Source organism: Arenibacter catalasegens, assembly GCF_002909235.1.
GTDB lineage: Bacteria > Bacteroidota > Bacteroidia > Flavobacteriales > Flavobacteriaceae > Arenibacter > Arenibacter catalasegens.
The window spans coordinates 1-22,150 of the sequence record NZ_PHQQ01000024.1 but is presented as its reverse complement, the minus strand read 5'-3'; the positions used below and the strand labels follow the sequence as shown (position 1 = coordinate 22,150).

Annotated in this window: 18 protein-coding genes and 1 pseudogene; 13 read left to right on the top strand and 6 right to left on the bottom strand. The window is 37.3% G+C overall.

Annotated features, from left to right (window positions below; genetic code table 11):
* Positions 1-21: 21 nt before the first annotated feature.
* Complete coding sequence (locus CWD90_RS17085) at positions 22-906, bottom strand: AraC family transcriptional regulator (RefSeq protein ID WP_103477284.1); 885 nt, start codon at positions 904-906, stop codon at positions 22-24.
* Between the two features lie 167 nt (positions 907-1,073).
* Here CWD90_RS17085 and CWD90_RS17080 point away from each other — a divergent pair, with 167 nt between their 5' ends.
* The 5 genes from CWD90_RS17080 (at position 1,074) to CWD90_RS17060 (ending at position 7,280) form a co-directional block, all read left to right on the top strand.
* On the top strand, positions 1,074-1,748 hold the full coding sequence (locus tag CWD90_RS17080; protein WP_103477283.1) for an NAD(P)H-dependent oxidoreductase: 675 nt from the start codon (positions 1,074-1,076) through the stop codon (positions 1,746-1,748).
* 214 nt (positions 1,749-1,962) lie between these two features.
* Positions 1,963-3,411 carry a CotH kinase family protein gene (locus tag CWD90_RS17075; RefSeq protein WP_103477352.1) on the top strand — a complete coding sequence of 483 codons (1,449 nt, stop codon included), beginning with the start codon at positions 1,963-1,965 and terminating at the stop codon, positions 3,409-3,411.
* A gap of 100 nt (positions 3,412-3,511) precedes the next feature.
* Positions 3,512-3,967 (top strand): IS200/IS605 family transposase, encoded by a 456-nt coding sequence (tnpA, locus tag CWD90_RS17070; RefSeq protein WP_103477282.1) that lies wholly within the window; start codon positions 3,512-3,514, stop codon positions 3,965-3,967.
* 492 nt (positions 3,968-4,459) lie between these two features.
* Positions 4,460-5,056 (top strand): DUF6515 family protein, encoded by a 597-nt coding sequence (locus CWD90_RS17065; protein ID WP_103477281.1) that lies wholly within the window; start codon positions 4,460-4,462, stop codon positions 5,054-5,056.
* A gap of 286 nt (positions 5,057-5,342) precedes the next feature.
* Positions 5,343-7,280, top strand: coding sequence for a heparinase II/III domain-containing protein (locus CWD90_RS17060; RefSeq protein WP_103477280.1), 1,938 nt, complete (start codon positions 5,343-5,345; stop codon positions 7,278-7,280).
* 398 nt (positions 7,281-7,678) lie between these two features.
* On the opposite strand, the gene CWD90_RS17055 is transcribed toward CWD90_RS17060, so the two are convergent.
* From CWD90_RS17055 to CWD90_RS17040, 4 genes are all read right to left on the bottom strand, one after another.
* Positions 7,679-7,843, bottom strand: a complete 165-nt coding sequence (locus tag CWD90_RS17055; RefSeq protein ID WP_103477279.1) for a DUF1328 domain-containing protein — start codon at positions 7,841-7,843, stop codon at positions 7,679-7,681.
* 428 nt (positions 7,844-8,271) lie between these two features.
* Positions 8,272-8,664 carry a group III truncated hemoglobin gene (locus tag CWD90_RS17050; RefSeq protein ID WP_103477278.1) on the bottom strand — a complete coding sequence of 131 codons (393 nt, stop codon included), beginning with the start codon at positions 8,662-8,664 and terminating at the stop codon, positions 8,272-8,274.
* Positions 8,665-8,672: 8 nt separating this feature from the next.
* On the bottom strand, positions 8,673-10,898 hold the full coding sequence (locus CWD90_RS17045) for a nitric-oxide reductase large subunit (RefSeq protein ID WP_103477277.1): 2,226 nt from the start codon (positions 10,896-10,898) through the stop codon (positions 8,673-8,675).
* 23 nt (positions 10,899-10,921) lie between these two features.
* On the bottom strand, positions 10,922-11,263 hold the full coding sequence (locus CWD90_RS17040; RefSeq protein ID WP_103477276.1) for a cupin domain-containing protein: 342 nt from the start codon (positions 11,261-11,263) through the stop codon (positions 10,922-10,924).
* A gap of 1,067 nt (positions 11,264-12,330) precedes the next feature.
* Here CWD90_RS17040 and CWD90_RS17035 point away from each other — a divergent pair.
* The 3 genes and pseudogenes from CWD90_RS17035 to CWD90_RS23490 form a co-directional block, all read left to right on the top strand.
* A complete protein-coding gene (locus CWD90_RS17035; RefSeq protein WP_103477351.1) occupies positions 12,331-13,293 on the top strand; it encodes a fatty acid desaturase family protein in 963 nt (320 codons plus the stop codon).
* A 37-nt stretch (positions 13,294-13,330) separates the two neighbouring features.
* Entirely contained in the window at positions 13,331-13,573 is a 243-nt protein-coding gene (locus CWD90_RS17030) for a cold-shock protein (RefSeq protein ID WP_285901364.1), read from the top strand.
* Positions 13,574-13,664: 91 nt separating this feature from the next.
* Positions 13,665-13,922, top strand: a pseudogene (locus CWD90_RS23490) (zinc-binding dehydrogenase); the annotation flags it as partial.
* Between the two features lie 318 nt (positions 13,923-14,240).
* On the opposite strand, the gene CWD90_RS17020 reads toward CWD90_RS23490, so the two are convergent.
* Complete coding sequence (locus CWD90_RS17020; protein WP_103477275.1) at positions 14,241-15,143, bottom strand: DUF6268 family outer membrane beta-barrel protein; 903 nt, start codon at positions 15,141-15,143, stop codon at positions 14,241-14,243.
* Positions 15,144-15,330: 187 nt separating this feature from the next.
* Here CWD90_RS17020 and CWD90_RS17015 point away from each other — a divergent pair, with 187 nt between their 5' ends.
* The 5 genes from CWD90_RS17015 (at position 15,331) to CWD90_RS16995 (ending at position 21,944) form a co-directional block, all read left to right on the top strand.
* Positions 15,331-15,771 (top strand): hypothetical protein, encoded by a 441-nt coding sequence (locus tag CWD90_RS17015; protein ID WP_103477274.1) that lies wholly within the window; start codon positions 15,331-15,333, stop codon positions 15,769-15,771.
* Positions 15,772-15,865: 94 nt separating this feature from the next.
* Entirely contained in the window at positions 15,866-17,050 is a 1,185-nt protein-coding gene (locus CWD90_RS17010) for a TolC family protein (RefSeq protein ID WP_103477273.1), read from the top strand.
* Positions 17,051-17,068: 18 nt separating this feature from the next.
* Positions 17,069-17,311 (top strand): hypothetical protein, encoded by a 243-nt coding sequence (locus tag CWD90_RS17005; protein WP_103477272.1) that lies wholly within the window; start codon positions 17,069-17,071, stop codon positions 17,309-17,311.
* A gap of 20 nt (positions 17,312-17,331) precedes the next feature.
* Positions 17,332-18,834 carry an efflux RND transporter periplasmic adaptor subunit gene (locus CWD90_RS17000; protein WP_103477271.1) on the top strand — a complete coding sequence of 501 codons (1,503 nt, stop codon included), beginning with the start codon at positions 17,332-17,334 and terminating at the stop codon, positions 18,832-18,834.
* Positions 18,835-18,848: 14 nt separating this feature from the next.
* Complete coding sequence (locus CWD90_RS16995; protein ID WP_103477270.1) at positions 18,849-21,944, top strand: efflux RND transporter permease subunit; 3,096 nt, start codon at positions 18,849-18,851, stop codon at positions 21,942-21,944.
* The last annotated feature ends 206 nt before the right edge of the window (positions 21,945-22,150 follow it).

Here is a 22,150-nt window from a genome sequence, read left to right as displayed (position 1 = left end):
GCTACAAAACAGCTGTGACGTTTATGCAGTACAGGCATTACGCGTTAAAAGCCTATATTCTCCATTATTTTTAAACTCGCGTATGGAGGTGCCTGCATACTTTTTAAAAGTTTTTGATAGATGGCTAACATCTGTAAAACCTAATTCATCGGCAATTTCGGTCAGGGTGAAATCGGAGTTCAATAAGCGAATTTCCACCAATTTTAATTTTGCTTTAATGATGTATTCGCGCAAGGGCATATTCACTTGCTTTTTAAAATATTCGCTTACATAGGTGGTAGACATCATAAAAACATCGGCCAGATTCTCCACCTTTAAAAGCTCGGTTTTATCAATATTCTCATTTATATAGGTGAGCATCTTTGTAATTCTTTCGTCAAAGTTTTTTTTGGGAAAATCAAAATAGCTAGTTTTTTTAATGTTCCTTATCAGTATTTCCAAAATGCTGGTCATTAAACTGGTGATCAAGTTAACAGACTCTTGTCCATAATCCCTGGATTCCTGCAAAATCATGGATATTAAACTATCCATATGCCGTCTATCCAAATCGTTCTTAATTATATCCCCAGGCAATTGATTGTAATTGGAAAGGATATAGGAAGCTTCTTTGAACCATTCGTTCCTATCAATGGACAAACCATTCATATTCTTAAAAAATGAATCAGTAAACTTTAAAAAGACAAACTTGGTGGGTTTTTTAATGCTAAAAGAATGACACTTTAAGGGAGGTAACAAAAAGATGCTACCTTTAGAATAGGCAACTTCATTATAGTTAATACACTGACTACCTTTACCTTCATTTATTAAAACCAATTCAAAGAAGTTGTTTTTAACCGGGCGTTGTTTCCATTCTGATAATTCCAGTTCTTGTATTTCAAAAGGTTTATAAGTCTCTATTACTTGCATTTTAGGCTAATTTTTAAGTAAAACTAGATAAAATACCATTAACACATCAATTATTTGGCCCATTAACCTTTAAAAATACATAAATACCCATTTTTTATACCACAAATAAGCGGTGACACCCAATTAACTTTGCCACAGAATTTAATCTGAAACAAAAAATATAAAAAATGCTGACACCAAACATTTCAAAAAAAGACATTATCAACGCTTTTCAATTTAGACATGCTACCAAGGAATTCGATGCCACTAAAAAAGTATCGGATGCCGATATGAATTTCATTTTGGAAACGGCACATTTATCCCCTAGCTCTTTTGGTTTTGAACCATGGCATTTTATAGTGGTCCAGGATAAGGAATTAAGGGAAGCTTTAAAACCTGTGGCTTGGGGCGCACCGGTAAAATTGGATACCGCGAGTCATTTTGTACTGGGATTGAGTATGAAGGCGTCCATGACCAAATGGGATTCGGCCTATATTATGTCCATGATGAAAGATGTAAAGAAATTACCTCAAGATGTCATAGAAATGTATTCCAAATTTTATAGGGAATTCCAGGAGCGGGATTTTAACTTGGACAACGATAAAAAATTATTCGATTGGGCTTCAAAACAAACTTATATCGCCTTGGGAAACATGATGACCTCAGCGGCTTTAATAGGTATAGACAGTTGTCCAATTGAAGGTTTTCATCAAGAAAAATCGGAATTCCTCTTGAAGGAAAAATTTGGGGTAGACACGGATAAATATGGATTATCGTATATGGCGGCATTTGGCTATAGAAAGGAAGAACCCGCTTTTGCCAAATCGAGAAGGAACAAAGAAGATATAATTACCTGGTTGTAGTATTCTGCTCATCAAATGTAAAAATCATAAACACAAATGAATTCAATGGCCGTTAGTAAGTATTAAATACAGTGAATAGCGGCCTCTAAATTTTCCTCATAGAATTTATCTCCAGTTTCACTTAAAAGATTAGGCCATTCACTGATTCCTTAAAATTCATGTTGTTCTAACCCACATATTTGTAGGGTAATAATAACCTAAAATGAATTTTATAATGAAAAAAGTAGGCATACTGTTTTTTATAGCAATGCAACTATTGCTTGTGTTTTCCTGTTCCGACGATGTTGCAGAAACAACGGGAGATGTTGTAGAGGTAATAGACAGCGAAGCATATGTTGAAACCTATGGGGATTCAGATTTTGAAGCTCTTGATTGGACGGGCGATACCCATAGTAAATCGGCTGACCCCAACTTTGATGAAGTTTTTGAGGATGAGGCCGTAAAGCGATTGGATATTGTAATTACCGAAGAACGTTGGCAGAGTATGTTGGATGATATGACCTCTCTTTATGGCGTATTCGGTGGAAGCGGAGGCCCTGGTGGAGGTGGTCCTGGCGGAGGAGGATTGGTAGAGGTTGATGAGGATCCTATTTTTGTACCCGGAGAGGTGTTGTACAATGGTAAGGAATGGTACAGGGTTGGAGTGCGCTTTAAAGGCAACTCGAGTTTACAGTCCAGCTGGTCGGGAGGTATCTTAAAACTATCCTTTAAGTTGGATTTTGATGAATTTGAAGATCAATACCCTCAAATAGACAATCAGCGTTTTTACGGATTTAAGAAATTGAGTTTAAAAAATAACTACAATGATAAATCCATGTTACGGGAAAAGGTTGCTACCGATATTTTTAGGGATGCTGGTTTAGCAAGTTCGCACGCAGCATTTTATACTGTTTATGTGGATCATGGCGATGGACCCACTTACTTTGGAGTATACACTATGGTGGAAGAAGTGGATGATACGGTGATCGATACCCAATTTTCCGATAATGATGGTAATCTGTACAAACCTGATGGAGACGGAGCAAGTTTTGCATTAGGTACCTTTTCCGAAGAAGTGTTTGTGAAGAAAACAAATGAAGATGAGGCCGATTATAGCGATATTCAAAGTGTCTTCACGGCCTTGCATGCAGCAAATAGAACTACGGCCCCAGAAGACTGGCGAGCCAATTTGGAGACCGTTTTTGATACCGATACCTTCTTAAAGTATTTAGCTGTTAATACAGTAATTCAAAATTGGGATACCTATGGTAGAATGACACACAATTATTATCTGTACAACAACCCGGATACGGAAAAATTATCATGGATACCTTGGGATAATAACGAGGCTTTGCAAGAGGGCAATATGCAAGGATCTTTGGCCTTGGATTTCTCGGACTTAAATGATTCAGAATGGCCATTGATCGGTTATATATATGAAGATGCAACTTATAGGGCACAGTACGATGCCTTTGTGCAGGGTGTGGTGGACAACGCTTTTAATGTTAGTACCATGCAAGCAAAATATGCAACATATGGGACATTGGTAGAACCTTATGCGAACCTTGAAGTTTCGGGTTATACATTTCTAAGTTCAAGTTCGGATTTTCAGGCTGCCATAAGCCAGTTGAATAGTCACGTTAGCGCACGTGCTACAGCAGTGAGTAATTATTTAAATAAATAGTTTTTTTGAGTTGATGAACCTGTAGGTTCATTAATTTTTATTCTAGAGGGGTAAATACCCCGAGGCTTGCCTCGCACGAAAAAAAGCAGTAAACTTGAGCGTGAGCTCAAGCACCCATATACATAAGAGCCACAACGTTTCGTTGTTACTCTATCATTTGGTTTGTTCGACCAAATACCGTCGATTGGTACTAAGTCCTAAAGTTGAAAGGATTCTGTATCATACGTGTCTAGATATTCAGTACAGGTATGAGATCCATTTTTTGGAGATAGGAACGGACAAGGATCATGTTCATTTTTTGATACAGAGTGTTCCTACGTACAGTCCGACAAAAATAGCAAGGACGGTAAAGAGTCTTATTGCTCGTGAGATATTCTTACATGCCCCAGGAGTAAAAAGGGCATTATGGGGAGGTTCTTTTTGGGGCAGTGGATTTTATATCAACTCAGTCAGTCGCTATGGTAATGAAAAGACTATTGCGGAGTACGTGAAGAACCAAGGAAAGGAAAAGGAATATGAAGTTTTACATAGAGATGGTCAATTGAGATTATTTTGAAAAATAGAATAATGCCCCGTGGGCTTGCCCCGGGGATTATTTACTGTTCCCCCGATTAAAATCCGGCTACTTACAAAAGTGGCTGGATTTTTTAGTTTTACCTTACCCTAAAAAATGGTTTCCTACTATATCAAAATAATAAAAGTAATTTTTGTTGATCCTCTGGTTTCATGAAACTTTCTTATTAGTTCTTTACGGACAACTTATAATACACTATACAAAGTGACCGACCCTATAATTTGTTTTACAGGTTATGGGGATATATGGTATCCGAATAATCAAACCAAAATAAATAAAGTCCTTATTAACAATTCGCTACCCTTTTGTGCTCAACTTTCCCTTTAAATCTGTTAAATCCAATTATTCATAGATAGAAAACCGGCAAACGTCTATTTGCTTTTATTTATCTGTAGGGCAACTATACCTTTAAACTATTAATACAAAATAGAGTCAAAGTATAGAAAGCAAGTTGAATCTTAAATCTTAGAAATCATGAAAACATTTATTAAAAGATACGCCTTATCATCATTAGTTATAATAGCTTTTGTTACACAAGCTTCAGGGCAATCGCGTGGTAACTCAAATTCAAGAACCACAAGTGTTACCAAGACCACCACAGTCAAAAAGACGGTAAGCAAAAGGGTGCCTAGTACAAAGGTTACCTATAAAACTCCAACGCGGAAAGTAGTTTCAGTGCGTTCGGTACCGAATAGAAAAATTATTAAGTATAGCGGTCAGAACTACTACTATGCCAACAACAAATATTATACGCAATCTAGAGGCCACTATATTGTAATTGCTCCAAAAATAGGATTTAGATTGAACAGCTTACCGCCAAATTATAAACGGGTTAGGTTCAATAGTTATAATTATTTTAATGCTCAAGGGATATTTTATATTCAAATAAATAATGAATATGAGGTTGTTGAGCCAGAAATAGGAACCATAGTCTATGAATTACCGGAAGATTATGAAAAAATCGCCATAGATGGATTGGCCTATTACGAATATGCGAACATAATCTACGAAAAAATACAAGTGGATGGCACCCGGGCCTACCAAGTTGTGGGCATTATAGATATGGAATAACGATAGTTAGATTGGTTGATTAGTGGAGAAAGGAGGGTAATTATTTTATAGTTATCCTCTTTTTTATTGTTTTGCATTTAAGCCAATAGATCAACACACATATGTAGTTCTTTAAGTTCGAAGTACTTATTTGTCAACGCACATACAGATTTCTAAGCGACGTTGAAAATCGATAATTCAGAAATTTTTAATGACAATTAAATTATTATTCCCATCTTTCCAGAAGAGATTTAGAAGTTGGCAATGGAATTTGTTCTTCTAAACTTAAAACCAACCGAAACCTACTATGAGAACAGTACTATTTCTTTTCATTCTTTCTATCAACGTACAGTTTGCCAATGCCCAGGCTTATAGAAACTTATTGAGCGGTAACTATTCCTACGACACCATTAAAAAATATGTGGTAAAGGACCAATCCTGGGTACCTTATCCAGAATATAAGAATCGTGAGCAATGGGAAAAGATTCCCCAAAACCTGAGAGAGGCTTACATAAAGGAAGGAGAAAGTTATTTGGAGTACAACTGGAAATATATTCCCGTTTCACACTATTTGGAATTTACCAAGAGCGGAAGTAGAACCATTATGGAGAAACCGTATAGGGAAAACATTCAGGCATTTGAAGCGCTGGTCTTGGGTGAATTGGTAGAAGGAAAGGGTCGATTTTTAAAGGATATCATAAACGGTATATTCTACTACAGTGAGCAAACTTATTGGGGCAATTCGGCCCATTTAGGACTTCAGCGTGCCGGTGCAGGATTGCCCGATGTGCTTGAACCTACGATTGACCTGGGAGTAGGCAAAGTGGCGGCCAACCTGGCATGGACACACCATTTTCTAGAAGAGGAAATAAATAAGGTTAATCCATTGATACTAAAGAGGTTAAGATTTGAAATTGATAAGAAATTATTAAAACCTTATTACACCAGAAATGATTTTGGCTGGATGGGCTATACCAATGAGAGTGTAAACAATTGGAACCCTTGGTGCAACTATAATGCCCTAAACTGTATTCTACTATTGGAGAATGATTCCATAACCCGAAGTATAAATGTGCAAAAGAGTATGCTCTCGGTTGATGAGTTTATGAATTATTACAAAGATGACGGGGGCTGTGAAGAAGGTCCATCTTACTGGAGCCATGCGGGCGGTAAGCTGTTCGATTATTTAGAACTGTTGTATAAAGGAAGCAAAGGTAAAATAGATATCTACAATGAAGAACTTGTACAGAATATAGGAAAGTATATTTATAAGGCCTATATAAACGGGGAGTATTTTGTAAATTTTGCAGATGCTTCGGCCAAACTAAAATCACGGCCGGGTACCATTTACCGCTATGGGAAACGCATTAACGATTCCATCATGAGTAGTTTTGGGGCTTTTTTGGCCCAAAAACAGCATTTTGGGGAAAGTACTTTCAAGGGTAAAATAGAATTAGCATTGGATGACCTGTTTAATTTGGATGAAATTAAAAATGCTGTGGCCAAGGAACCGCTATTGGAGGATTTATATCTGCCGAACACACAGATAATGGCAGCCCGGGAACAAGCGGAAACCCATGATGGTTTTTATTTTGCCGCAAAAGGTGGCCACAATGCCGAAAGCCATAACCACAATGATGTGGGCACATTTATTTTATACTACAATGGGAAGCCAGCCCTGATCGATGTTGGGGTAGACACTTATACGGCCACAACCTTTGGAAAGGACAGATATTCTATTTGGACCATGCAATCCGGTTATCATAACCTGCCGACCATAAACGGAATGGACCAAAAAGACGGTTTGGAATACAAGGCTCAAAATGCTTCCTATTCCGCTGAGAAAGGTAAAGTTTCGTATTCCCTCGATATCTCCGGTGCATATCCCAAAGAAGCCAGAGTGAAGCAGTGGCAACGCAGTTATACTTTGCTTAGGGGCGAAAAATTTGAAATTTCCGATTCGTATTCCCTTTTGGAAAATGTGGGCGATACACAACTTAATCTTATGGCAGCGCTAGAACCCAAAATTATAAAGGCCGGACACATAAGACTTGGGCAGCGGAAAGGCGGGTTGTTGTTAAAGTACGACCCGGAAATTTTGATACCTACAGTAGAAAATATAGCTATTGAAGCCGATTCAAAATTGTATTCTACTTGGGGTGAGCAGCTTTATCGTATAAGGTTTCAAGTATTAGGCAACAGTACTGTGCAGGAGGTAAATATTACGGTACAACCAGAAATATAACTAAAAACTTACGGTGTTGCACTCAGAATCGGCTATCATTCTGGTTCTAAGATGCCATCGAATGGGGGTTATAGGCGGAAATTTATTGGGTTTAGTGAAAGTGTTACCCGCGTTTCTTTTTATATGCTTTCAAGTGGATCGTAAACTGTAAGGAAAGTGTTTTTGGATTGAGGTAATACCAAACTATTTTCCATTGTGGGCAGTTGCGAACTTTCCGTATCGCTTTTATCGAAAGCGGTAAATATGCCCGGCGTCTTCTTGGATCGCACCATTCTATATGACTCAATAAACGTTCTTGTTCTAAATGAATCCGCATCCACATTTACTTGTTTTAGGTTGATATTAAACCACTAATTGCTTTACCGGAATTAACCGTTTATATACTTTTTGACAGCTTGTTAAACCTTATTGGTTCTTCCGTTTATTAGAGATATTATTACCAATACTAAGAAGACAAAGAATAGAATTTTGGCTATAGTTGCCGTAGCGGCCGAAATTCCACCGAACCCGAAAATTGCGGATACAATGGTGAGTATTACAAAAATAATAGTCCATTTTAACATGGTATAAATTTTAAGTTCTTGTTTCTGTAAACTTCTTACGCTTTGTCTAATTTATTCTTTAATAATTATATAATTTACCATTATCAATTTGAAAATTAGCTCAATACAATAAAAAACCTAAGTATAATAAAATAAGAGTTGGCGTAGATTATTGAAAACGAACAATACTGATTTCCTTTCTTCTAAAGGCTAGCTTTTAAACCACAAAATTGTCTTGATATTATAATTGGTTTTGCAGGGCGTCGGATTTATTAAATTTCGGAATACATTCCTTCTTACGGTAATTACTAGTAATTGGCTTGTAGCCTTCCCAAAAAAGGTAAAATTATAACTCAAAAAAAAATATTTGCTCAAATGTTATAATCCCTAAAAAGTAAGGAAATATATAAACCACCATGGATATAAAATCCATAGTGGTTTATATGTAATTAATGAGAAGTTCTAAAACTACTTATAGCATTAAATTGTCCTATGGCCATATTTTCTGCGGATTTTTTTGCTCTATTGGCAAGCACCCCTTCAAATAAAGAATCTATGGTATACTGCCATAAGGCCACCCATTGCTGAAAATGATGTTGGGCAATGGAATGATTCAAATTCTTGTCTACTGTTCTGTGGGCTAGTGTCGGATTGCCTTTAAAACACATAACACCAAAAAGCGCAGTTACCCAAAAATCAGTAAGTTTCTCTAAATGTGCAGGCCATTGTCCTTCGGTTATATGCCTATTAAAAATGGGTCCCAATAGTGCATCTTTCCTGATGCCTTCATAAAAGGTATTTACCAATAAGCTAACATCTTCTCTATCTTCTATATGTTTCATGCTATGAATTAATTTTCATGTTTTCTTTTGTAATTATATAAAGTTTCAGAAATGGTAAACCAACAGAAATAAAATATCCCAATCGAGAAAATTACATCCCCGATCATTCGAAGCCATTTTAAGGTTTGTACTACTGGTGAATACAATAGATCTGAATCCCTGGCAAAAGAATATCCTTTGGTTATTGATGTGTATGCCTGAATGATTCCTATAGGAAGTAAACTGAAAAGAACCATGGCTACCAGCCCAATATTTAATAGCCAAAATGCCCTGTAAAGCTTTTTACTTTCCCACACTCGATTTGAATAAAATCGCAAACAGATTAAAATGAAGCCCATGCCCAACATACCATATACACCAAACAAGGCGGTGTGCGCATGAACAGCGGTAGTGTTGAGTCCTTGGATATAATATAAGGCGATAGGAGGATTAATAAGAAAACCGAAAACACCGGCACCAATAAAATTCCAAAAGGCCACAGCTATAAAGAAAAATATGGGCCATTTGTATTTTTGCATCCATTCTTTGCTCTTTAAGAGATTCCAGTTTTCTCTAATTTCAAACCCCATTAGGGTTAACGGTACCACTTCCAGTGCACTAAAAGTAGCTCCCAAGGCTATGGCCTGTATGGGCGTGCCGGAATAATATAAATGATGTAATGTCCCTATTATTCCTCCAGCCAAAAAGATGGCGGCCGAAGCTACGGATACCCTACCAGCTGTTTTTTCTGAAATTATTTTCATTCTTGAAAAAATGAAGGCTATAATAACGGTTGCAAAAACCTCAAAGAACCCTTCTACCCAAAGATGGACTAGCCACCATCTCCAATAGTTGATAACTGGTAGGCTACTATTCTCACCGTACATAAGCCCGGAGAAAAAGAACATTCCAATGGCCATAACAGAAATTAAAAGAATAATTAATAAATGTTTTGAAGAGTCGTTCTTGCGGATGGCATATATAATATGTCTGCTTACCATAATAACCCAGAGTACTAATCCAACTGCTAAAAACAGCTGCCAGAACCTTCCAAGATCCATATATTCGTATCCTTGATGTCCAAAGAAAAAATTAGTGGTTAAATCCAAGAATTGATGTACACCTAACCATTCACCCAACATAGATCCCAAGACAATAATTAGCAATGCTCCAAACAAGAAATTAATGCCAAAAACTTGATATTTCATTTCTTTGCCTGAAATCATGGGCGCCAAAAATAAACCGGTAGCCAGCCAGGTAGCGGCTATCCAGAATACGGCCAATTGCGTATGCCAAGTTCGAGTAATAGAGTAAGGTAAATAGCTTGCCAGATCAAATCCGAAGAATGCCTGACCCTCCACGGTATAATGTACTGTTATAACTCCTAAAATGACTTGTAAACCAATTAAAAGCGAAATGACAATAAAATATTTTAGTACAGCCCTTTGCGATCTTACAAATTTCATTCCCGTTAAAGGATCGGTATTTGGTTTGCTGATACTTTCTCCCTTTTCATGATTTCTTAAATAATAAAAAGTAAGTATTCCAATGAACAGGAGCAACAACACGATGGATAGCCCAGACCATATAAGGGAATCTTTTGTGATAAGGTTATCAATTAAAGGTTCATGAGGCCAGTTAGAGGTATAGGTGTAGTCTTTACCTGGCCTGTTGGTACTGGCCGCCCAGGAAGTCCAGAATAAAAAAGCATTGAGTTGTTCCAATTTAACTGCATCGGTCAAAGCACCATTAGGAATGGCATATTCTTCTTTCCCTTCGGAAAAAATAGTGGTATAGTGTTCAATATTCGCTTTAATGGCGGTTAAACGCTCTTTGGAAATGGTAATAGTTTTGTTCTTTTTACTAAATGTATTAGTTTTAATATCCCTGATCAAACGCGCCTTAATTGCAGCCTTATTTTCTACATCCAAGTTGTTATAGGGCGTATTAAAATCTTTTTCGGACCAATGCTCCAATAAGAAAACAGCTTCTCTATGAAGCCAATCCGCAGTCCAATCCGGAGCAACGTAACTACCATGTCCCCAAATGGAACCCACTTCCATACCTCCAATAGATTCCCAAACGTTTTGACCAATTTGAATATCCTCTTTGGTATAAACGGTATGGCCTGTATCTTCAACTAATACCAAATCGGGAATAGGGGGTTGGGTTTGATAAACTTCAGTTCCAACCCATATTAGTACAATAAATGAGAGTACTACAACACTAATAAATGCAATCCATGTTTTTTTCATTTTGTAAATTTTATGGGGAAATATTATTGGGAAACTTGGTTAACGCGTTCTACTTTATCGAGTACAGAAATAGACAAGCGAATAATACAGTCTGTTATACAGGTCAGATCATGGGGGATATTCCCTTCTAAAGCAATGATATCACCTCTTTTTAGGGTTTGATGTTCTCTGTTTATGCCAAATTCTATTTCTCCTTCAAACAATTCAATAATTATAGGAAAGGGGGCTTTGTGTTCTTTCATGAATTGCCCTTTTTTCATTACTATTCGTATTTCTTTGGTGTTGGCCGTTTTCAGTAAAACTGTAACCACGGGCTTGTGGTCTTCGTTATAGGTGATACTCTCAATTAAAGATGCTTTGTTCATAAGGTTGTGTTTTTTAGTGTTTCTAAGTTTAAAGGGCAAACTAGGCCCATCCAAAAAGATGTTATCCTAATTGCTGATTTATATTAAAAGATATTCGGGTCTTTTTATCCATTATAAATTGATTTTCCTTCATTGATTATAAATTATGTGGCAAATGTAATCCCTAATTTAATAAAAGACTAATTTGTCCGCTATAAAAATAAATATTTCTTTTAAGTAAAAAATCCCCTTCATAATGTACATATCATTATAAGTTTAAGAATATGCCATGGCTTTGAATACAGTAGGGGTATAGAGTAGTGATTGACATAGTTTGCTGGGGGTGAAATTTAATATTCCTGTGGCAACCCTCGGGTAATGCCACGTATTCATGTTTATTCATTAAGTAAGATTTGAATGCTCCGACACTTGCCCGCCTGAACGGAACGGGCAGGCCTGCCCGTTCCGTTCAGGCGGGCGTTGAAAAATTATAAGTTGTTTCTTTTCGATGCCTCATTGGCTTGCCCTGAGGTAATTGACTAAAAAAATAGAAATCTTGGGATAAACACCGCATAATACAAGCCGACAAGATTGTCTATCGCTGTCTTTCTTGGCAAACGCCGATGGGAGGGAAGCACAATAAGTGAAAACTTAAATACAAAATTGAAAATCAATTATTCAACTATTTAACATGCTTTTCTACCAACCAACGCCAATTTAGCCTACTTTTGGAATATTCAGTATTTAGATAGCTCTTCTTTTTTTAATTTCTTACCATTTTAATCAATCTTTTGCTTTCTTCATTTTTTTTAATAGATGTAGTTGGGTCTATAAAGTGTGTGCGGTTATATCGCTTCAATATAATAGTAAGCGGTTTAAGCATCGCAACACTTCTCCTAATAGGAATGATATGCTGTTTTTGAATAAGCATTAATCAAATAAAAAGTCATATCAGAGTCAATCCAAAATTTTCAAGAGACATTAACCCCAGCTTTTCGAAAACGTTAAGAAAAAGGGTAAACACCTATTTTAAAACACATAATAAAAGTCGAAACGCCAATGCCACTATGGTGGTAAAAACGGTAATTATGTTGGCCTTATTTTTTCTCCCCTTAATAATACTGGCATCAGGTCTGGCCACAACCGTTTGGTTACTTTTTTTGCTGTATATATTAAGTGGATTAGGAATGGCAGGAATTGGCATGGGCGTTATGCATGACGCAATCCATGGTTCATATTCAAAAAATAAAAGAATTAATACACTGTTAGGCTATTCGTTCAATCTAATTGGGGCCAATGCATCTGTTTGGAAAATACAGCACAATGTCCTACATCATACCTATACCAATATTGATCATGCAGACGATGATCTTAATGCACCATTTTTCCTGAGATTCTCTCCACATGCCAAGCACTATTGGATACACCAGTATCAGCACATCTACATATGGTTTTTTTACGGAATATCAACATTATCATGGATTACCACCAAGGATTTTGTGCGCTTAAAGCGCTATAAAAACATGGGATTTTTGGACAAGAAACACGAATATGTAAAGAAATTGATCAGTATGACGGCATGGAAATTATTTTATTATTCTTATGCGCTGATACTTCCAATGATTATGTTGCCATTTTCATGGTGGGTAATATTACTGGCATTTTTAAGTATGCATTTTGTAACGGGCCTATTGGTGAGCATTGTTTTTCAGATTGCACATATTATGCCTGTCAACGAGTTTCCGCTTCCTGATGAGCAGGGTGTAATAAATGATAACTGGTATGGACACCAATTTGCCACCACTAGTAATTTTTCTCCGAATAGCAATCTTATATTTTGGCTTATAGGTGGGTTAAATTACCAAGTAGAACATCATGTACTACCGGATGTATGCCACGTTCATTACAAAAAATTAACGAAGATCGTATCAGAAACAGCGGAAGAATACGGTATGCCCTATAATGTTAAGAAATCGATCGTTCATGCCATTTGGGACCATATGAAGATGCTGCGCTTGTTGGGAAAGAAGGAAGAAGTAATTGCTATATAAGATAAATAAGCATAAATTTGAAAAAAATTAAGGAATAATGATTAAACAGTTTTTTTATAAATTATTGAATATTAATAAAGGAAGTGGTATTAAAGAGGGTACGGTAAAATTTTACAATAAAACCAAAAAATTTGGTTTTATAAGCCTTAAGGATTCGGAAGAAGAATTCTTTGTACACGCATCAAATGTTGTTGGCAAGATTAAAAAAAACGATCAGGTAACATTTGAGATAGAAAAAGGGGATAAAGGGCTATGTGCCGTAAACGTACGTACGAAGTAATACATCCAACTCGAAATTATACTTAAAAAAAACCATCTATCAAGATGGTTTTTTTTGTTTTAATATTTGATAGGCTCAAGGAACAGATCAAGTAATCATATCCACTTATGAAGGGCAAATGAAAGGCGTTATGGGTAATTTTGATGTAATCATAGACACTGTGCCCTACGCACATGATTTAAATCCGTATATCGGGACTTTAAACACCAATGGAACTTTGGTGGTTGTTGGCTATTTGGGACCTTTGAACCCAATGTTGATGACGGTGCCTATGATCATGGGGCGAAAGTCTGTTGCAGGTTCCTTAATTGGTGGGATTGCAGAAACTCAAGAATTATTGGATTTCTGAGGAAAACATAACATTACTTCAGATGTTGAAGTCATTGAAATTCAAGATATCAATAAGGCCTATGAACGTATGTTAAAGAGTGATGTACATTATCGGTTTGTAATCGACATGAAATCACTTAAAGCCTAGGTGTCACGGCCATTGAAACCCTCCTTTGCCATATATCTTTGGTGCATTCCCTCTTTATTGAAGATTGGGAAAGCCATTGGTTATAGCTTTAATTAATTACAGAATAAAATGTACTGCCTAGGCGCTGTCGGAGAGATAGGAGGGGAGTGTTCTTGTTTATGGAATTATTGATTATTTGATGGTAAGACCTTAATCAAAATGAAGCCTATAAAATAGCTCTACTTTAAAAATAGCACCATCCTTAAAACGTTCATTTAATTGGGTTCTATTATCGCCAAAATAAAAAGAACTTAAAGCCAAATCAATTTTATCATTAGCATCGAATACTTTATAATTCCTACTGATGGCATAGCATATTTTTGTGTTTAGATAGATGGATTTAATCAACTTAAACCTCAAATAGCTTACCAATTCATTGGAAGTTTTAGAAACATAGGCTCCATTGGCGCTATAGCTTTGATCATTTAAACTGTAGGTAGTGCCCAGTCCATCAAACCGCATTCCGAGCCAAGCATTATTATTTATTTGATAATTGATATCTCCAATAATTGGTAAATTTAGATTCGCTACAAATTTCTTGTTGTCGCTCATATAATATAAACCCAAAATAGGAACTACAATTAATCCGTATTTTTCGGTATTGGCATATACACCATATCTGTATTTTAGATCAGTGCTTTTTTTATTGGTGAATAGGGATAATAATCCCAGTTGAAAGTTTTCATTTGAGAGCTTAATTTTATCCGAAGCTATTTTAGAAAACGCCATAAATGTAGCGGACCATTTATCATCAAAAGTTCTATTGACACCAAAATTCAACCCCAAAACATCTAAGCTAGATCTGGGCATATCAGCATCTAATTTCACTTGTGTTTTATTTGCGACAAGCCCGGTAAGTAAAATAGTTTTGTCATTTATTAGAACGGGAAAGTTAAGTTCCAATGCCAATTCTTCCACAGTGGACCTTTTATCTGAAACTTCAAAATCGTTTGGTGTGGTATTGGTATAGGTTAAATTGAGAATATCAAAATAGTTTTGGGAGAAGCTTTGAAAAAAAATACAACTAAAGATGCCACACAAAAAATATTTCATTTTTTTTATTTTATAAGGAGTAGTAATGTACGCTATTCCATGATTGCATATTTTGTTAAATAGGCAATCTTTTTGGAGAAAATAGTCTAAACGAGTATATGATTTCCTATAATAAAGTGAATGAACCTTTATTGTTTCCAGAATAGTTTGAGATTTTTCTATTAAAATAGTTCTATCTTTGTTATCGATGCAAAAACAAATTCACATAAAAGCACTTTTCTTTTTAGGGATATTCAGCTTTATGATGTTGCATCAAGCCTTTCCTCATTTGCATCATCAACATGAGGAAACACATTCACATTCAGATATTGCACATAAGGGCGAACACCATCACAATGATGATCATTCCCAAGAAGACGAAAATTCACCTTTAGGTTTCTTTGGATTCTTTTTGGATATGCACGTCCATTCTACGGTGTCGAGCGAAATTGGCCTATTTAACAGAGACATTGTTGAAAAACAGACCATTATTGGTAAAGAGATTGCTAATGGTGTTTTTGATATTCAAGGTCTTTTTTTAATTGATGATGGGCAAAATAGAGCATCTCCTATTTATCATCCACCGAATACTTATTTTAATTCTTATCTCTCCTCCCTCGATACGCGAGGTCCCCCATCTTTAGGTTAATCGATTAGGAATACTTGCCGGAACGGTAGTAATCCTTTTTAAGATTTCAGACCTGTCTGCCGACAGGCAAGATTAAACCTAAAATTCACACACAATGAATAAACATATAGTATTCGCTATTTGCGGATGCCTGTTTTTTGTTAGTGGTTTCTCTCAAACTCGAAATTTGGCGGAATTACTTCTTAAAATAGAACAGAATAATACCGAGTTACAAGGCTATCAATCCTATATTGAAAGTCAACAGCTCGAAAACAAGAGCACCAACAATTTGCCGGACCCACAGCTCTCTGGCTATTATCTGCCCTTTGGCGATAATACCACGGATACCTATTCGGAATATCAAATATCACAATCTTTTGAGTTTCCAACGGTATATGCTGCAAGGGGTAAGTGGAACGATTTAAGATCGGAGCAACTACAAACTGTCTATACAAAAAAGAGACAGTTGGTGCTATTAAATGCGAAGGAGTTTCTTATAGAACTTGCTTACCTAAAGAAGCAAAAAGGAATTGAGGCCGAAAGAAGAGCTCAGGGCAAACAGGTATTTGATCAGATTCGAGAGCTCTATAATAAGGAGCAAGTAGGCATTTTAGATTTGAATAAAGCCAAAGTTGCCTGGATTCAGGAACAATTTGTGCTGGAACAGATCGAAAATGACATCCAAATCCTAGTATCTAAACTAAAGACCTTAAATGGCGACAAACCTTTGGATGGACTTTCATTGCTAATTGATTTGCCTGTAGAAATAGGAAGTAGGGACAACCTTTGGCGGGAAAAATTAGTACAAGACCCTGCCCTACTGGAATTAAAGACAAATGAGGTTGCTTCTTTGCGAAAAATGAAATTGGAGCAAAACAAGCTACTTCCCAATGTTGCCCTAGGCTACAACTATCAGGGTGTAAATGGCAATAATTATTCGGGATTTTACGGTGGACTTTCCATTCCCTTATGGGGCAGTAAGAACAAAGTAAAAGCTGCACAAGCAAACCATGAGTATCAGCAATCCAATTCGCAAGTAATCTTAACTACGCTTTACGCCCAATTTCAAGAATCTTTTAATCGCTACCAATTAATGCGCTCAAAGTACAATGAGTATCAAACTACGATGGGCAATTTGGAAAGTGAGAAATTACTTTTTAAGGCCTATATGTTGGGTGAGTATTCTTTTATGGATTACTATGTAGAGTTGCAGTTTTACCGAAATGCCTTCGATAAAATGCTGCAAATGGAAAAAGATTTGCATTTACTTCAAGCAGAATTATTAAAACATCAATTATAAATTTTAAAACAGAACATTATGAAAATTTCAAAAATAGTATACGCAGTAGCCTTAATTTCAACAGTGGCCTTAACTTCTTGTAGAGACACAAAATCTAAGACAGAAAGTACAGAAGAGCACGGTCATGAACACGATGCAGATGGAGGCCATATGCACGAGGAAACTATAGAACAAGAAGAGTTCCATGTTGATAAGGATTCTATGGAAATTAAACCTGAAACCCATAAACATGATGATGGTTCTGAGCACCACAATCATTAATATATAAATAGTTGTAGCAAATGAAATATATAATTATAGTGCTTGCCTTTTTGGCAATGTCTTGTAATGACAAGGCAGAAAATGCACACGCACATAATGCCGATGGTAGTCATGTTGGAGAAGAAATTCCCCGATTGGACCATACGATCTGGACGGACAAAACAGAACTATTTGTTGAGTTTCCGGCACTAATAGTGGGTCAGGGAAGTAGATTCGCCGCTCATTTTACCGAAATGGACAAACACCAGCCTGTTAGGGAAGGTTCGGTAACCGTAAGCTTAATAAAAGAAGGTAAGGGCATCAGGAATACGGTGGATGCACCTTCATCACTTGGGATATTTTCACCTGCCATTCAGCCCAAAGAAGGAGGGAACTATCAGTTGGTCTTTGAATTAAATACGCCCGGATATTCAGATAAGATCGTTATTGATGATGTTACTGTATTTGCCAATGCAGATGAAGCCATAAAGGCCTTGGGTGCAGCTAAAGATGATGGGAGCATTTCATTTTTGAAGGAACAAGCTTGGAAAATAGACTTTCAGACAGCTGCTGCGGTCAATGGTAAAATCTATGATGTTATAAATACCTCAGGTGTTTGGATGCCTTCGCCAGGCTCCGTTATGACAATGGTTGCAAAATCTAACGGTGTGGTGGATTTTGCAGTTGGCAATCTTACCGAGGGTACGCCAGTTAAAAAAGGCCAGTTATTGATCAATGTAAGCAGTCAAGGTTTGGCATCCAATAATTTGAGTATAGAAATTGCAAAGGCACGTTCCAGTTTTGAACAGGCAAAGTCCGAATATGAACGTAAAAAGCAATTGTACGAATCGAAAATTGTTCCTAAAGCAGAGTTTGAAAAAGTAGAAAGCAATTTCAATATCGCCCGATCCAATTATCAAGGCCTTGCGGCAGGAGTTGCTGGTGACAGAAAGCAAATTCGGGCACCATTTGATGGTTATATCACAGCGATAAATGTTGCCAATGGGGATTATGTAGACCAAGGCGCTGCAATGGTAACGGTAGGAACGCATCGGTCCAGGGTTTTAAAGACCCAGATTGCACCTTCTTATGGACTTACCGTGGAGAATGCACAAAGCATTTGGTATCAAACCAAGGATGGCCAATGGCGTAATGCTGCATCTTCTGGAGGTTCGATTCTTTCCATTGCTAAAGATGTAGATAACAACAGACCGCTAATTTCTGTATTTGCCCAGGTCAATGACGATATTGAAATGCCGGAAGGGAGCCTGACCCAGGTTCAAATTGCAATGGGCAACGCAACCCAAAACACAATGATTCCTGTAAATGCTCTGTTGGAAGATTATGGTAGTTATTCCGTTATGGTACAACTTTCAGGAGAAAGTTTTGAAAGAAGGCCTGTAAAAATTGGAAAGCGCAATGGGGAAAATGTAGAAATACTCCAAGGTCTAGAGATTGGGGAAGTAGTAGTAACCACAGGAGCATATCAGGTTAAAATGGCTTCAATGTCCGGTTCAACACCTGCACACGGTCACGAACATTAAAAAATCGAAGAGAAATGTTAAACAAAATATTATCAATTTCACTTCAAAATAGATTGCTCATTCTATTGGGAGCGGTTGCATTGAGCATGTTGGGTATTTACTATGCCAGGACAATGAACGTCGATGTATTCCCAGACCTTACGGCACCTACGGTAACCATTCTTACCGAAGCCCATGGAATGGAATCTGAAGAAGTCGAAAAATTAGTAACCTATCAACTGGAAACAGCCTTGAACGGCTCGCCAAATGTTCGAAGAATCCGTTCTTCATCGGCAGCAGGTATATCCATTGTTTGGGTAGAATTTGATTGGGGAACCGATATCTATCGTGCACGCCAAATTGTGAGCGAACGGATCCCAATGGTAAGGGAAAATTTACCAGAAGGAATAGGTGCGCCGACTATGGCTCCTATTTCATCCATTATGGGCGAAATAATGCTCCTGGGAGTTACTTCGGATAGCCTTTCGGCAATGGAGCTCAGAACCCTTTCCGATTGGACCATTCGACCACGTATAAAAGCAATTGGTGGTATCGCCAATGTGGTGGTTATTGGTGGTGATTATAAGCAATACCAAGTATTTGCGAACCCTGAAAAGATGAAACATTACAACGTAAGTCTTTCAGAATTGGTAGAAAAGGTTAAAGAGGCCAATACCAATGCTCCAGGTGGTGTTATCAACCAATATGGCAATCAATACATCATCAAAGGGAGTGGTAGAGCTTATGCTTTGGAGGATTTACAGGAAGCAGTTTTAAAACAAGTCAATGGTCAAACCATCAAAATTAAGGATGTGGCCACGGTGCAAATTGGAGCTGCCGATAAGATCGGGGATGGTTCATTGAATGCGAACCCGGCGGTGATCTTAACCATTTCAAAGCAACCGGATGTAAACACATTGGAACTTACAGATCGTTTGGATGAAGCTATTGCCGATTTACAAGCAACTTTGCCAAAAGGTGTAAACATCAAAAGTCAAATCTTTAGACAATCCGATTTTATTGATGCCTCGATCAGTAATTTGAATCAAACCTTAATGGAAGGTGCATTCTTTGTAATGATCATCCTTTTCATCTTTTTAATGAATTGGAGAACAACGGTAATTTCATTGCTTGCCATTCCTATTTCCTTATTGGTGTCCATTATCATCTTAAAATGGCTGGGTTATACCATTAATACCATGAGTTTAGGCGGGATGGCAATTGCTATAGGCGCCTTGGTGGATGATGCTATTATTGATGTGGAAAACGTCTTTAAACGTTTGCGCGAAAATATTAGAAAACCAAAGTCGGAACGGCAATCGACAATTACTGTTGTGCGGGACGCTTCCGTAGAAATACGAAGTTCTATTATTATCGCCACCTTGATTATCATTGTATCATTTATACCGCTGTTCTTTTTGAGCGGGATGGAAGGTCGATTATTGCAACCGTTGGGCATTGCGTTTGTAACATCTGTTCTAACTTCTTTGATCGTGGCTGTAACGGTAACCCCAATATTATGTTCCTATTTGTTGGATAATGAAAAGCTTTTGAACAAACAAGCAGAGGGCACACGGGTGGAACGTTGGTTACAGAAACATTATGGACATATTTTGGAACGTGCCACAAAAATTCCAAAAGCTGTCATTGGTGTAACGGTCATTGCCTTTATGGTAAGTCTTTTGGTTTTAACACAATTGGGAAGAAGTTTTCTTCCAGAATTTAATGAAGGTTCTTTGGTAATTAATGTGGTAGGACCACCGGGAATGTCTTTGGAAGAGAGCAACAAAACAGGAAAATTGATAGAGACGATATTACTGGATCTGCCCGAAGTTGAAGTGGTTACCCGAAGACAAGGACGAGCAGAACTGGATGAACACGCACAAGGTGTAAATGCTTCAGAAATTGATGTGCCCTTTATTTTGAAAGACAAAACCAAGGAAGAATTTTTTGAAGAAGTCCGAACCAAATTAAGCATTGCCCCAGGGGTAAATATTACTTTGGGGCAACCCATCGCACACCGGATAGATCATATGCTATCAGGTACACGTGCCAATATTGCGATCAAGATTTATGGTTCCGATCTACAACGTTTATTTGAAGTAGGCAAGAGTGTAGAGCAGAACATCAAAGATATTGATGGCTTGGCGGATGTAGCGGTAGACCAACAAATAGAAGTTCCGCAAATACGCATCAAGGCTAAACGTCAAATTTTGGCAGCCTACGGAATGACAGTTGGCAATTTAATGGAGCAGTTAGATATCGCTTTTGCCGGTGAAGAAGCGGGTGAAATTTATGAAGGTCAACAATATTTCGATCTGGTTGTGCGCTACGAAAAACCATTTAGGAATGACATTGAGAACATCAACAATACATTAGTAAGCCTTCCTAATGGCGGATACACAATATTAGGTGAATTGGCAACCGTTCAATCCGTGAGCAGTCCAAACACTATTAACCGAGAGGATGTGCAACGTAAAATTGTAGTCGCTGCCAATGTACAGGGCAGGGATTTACGAAGTGCCGTAAACGAAATAAAGGATGTTGTTGCCAGTAATGTAACAATGCCGGAAGGTTATCGGGTGGAATATGGAGGACAGTTTGAAAGCGAGTCCAAAGCATCCCAATTACTTATGTTAGCTGCAATCATTGCAATAGCTATCATTTTCTTGCTATTGTATTATGAATTTAAAGATGTAAAACTGGCATTTGTAGTATTGATCAATCTGCCTTTGGCTTTAATCGGTGGTATATTGATCGTGTACTTCACTTCCGGAATTATCAGTATCGCAGTGACCATAGGTTTTATTAGCCTTTTCGGTATCGCAACCCGAAATGGAATCCTATTGGTATCCAGATATGAGGATTTGCGAAAGGAAGGAATGAAAGGTTTTCAATTGATAAAAACAGGAGCATTAGATCGGCTAAACCCGATCTTAATGACAGCCTTTACAACAGGTTTGGCTTTAATACCATTGGCTCTAAAAGGTGAGGAGCCTGGTAGTGAAATACAAAGCCCTATGGCAGTGGTTATTCTAGGAGGATTATTATCTGCGACTATTTTAAATTTGGTCGTAATCCCTTGTGTGTATCAATTAGTGGTTAAAAGATCATTAAAAACGAATAAGTAAATGTGTGCGTTTTAGGGGAATTAGGATTTCTAGAAAAAAAGAAAGCTTACAATTTTGTTGTAGGCTTTCTTTTTTTCGAACTTGTCCCGTCCTGAAATAGTGATACACTAAAAACTTAGTGTAATGAAAACATCAGAAAATGTGGGGTATACCAGGCGTACCCAAAAAGATTACTCCATTTCTTTTAAGCTTCAATTAGTTGAAGA